1 protein-coding gene is annotated in these 246 nt (G+C 69.1%); it reads left to right on the top strand.

The features are described 5' to 3' along the window. Positions 1-28 precede the first annotated feature (28 nt). Positions 29-246: chorismate--pyruvate lyase family protein (locus SB786_RS37270; protein WP_410731721.1), on the top strand; the 218-nt coding region annotated here is incomplete at its 3' end.

Raw genomic sequence — 246 nt, forward strand, 5'->3', positions numbered from 1 at the left:
CTAACTGTGCGCAGCCTATAATCGCGCCATGCCTATCAGATTCGATGCCGCCGACGCGCACTGGCGCGTCGCGCCCCTCGCGGCCTTCAGCGCCGCCCAGAAAGACTGGCTCACGCGCGGCGGTTCGCTCACCGCGCATTTGCGCACGCTCGGCCAGGTTCGGGTGCGCGTGACGCGCGAAGCCGTCGATATGCCCTGGTCCGACGAATGTGCCGCACTCGGTCTCGCGCCGCGCGAGCGCGCATG

It is taken from the genome of Burkholderia sp. SIMBA_062 (assembly GCF_046534765.1).
Lineage (GTDB): Bacteria > Pseudomonadota > Gammaproteobacteria > Burkholderiales > Burkholderiaceae > Burkholderia > Burkholderia ambifaria.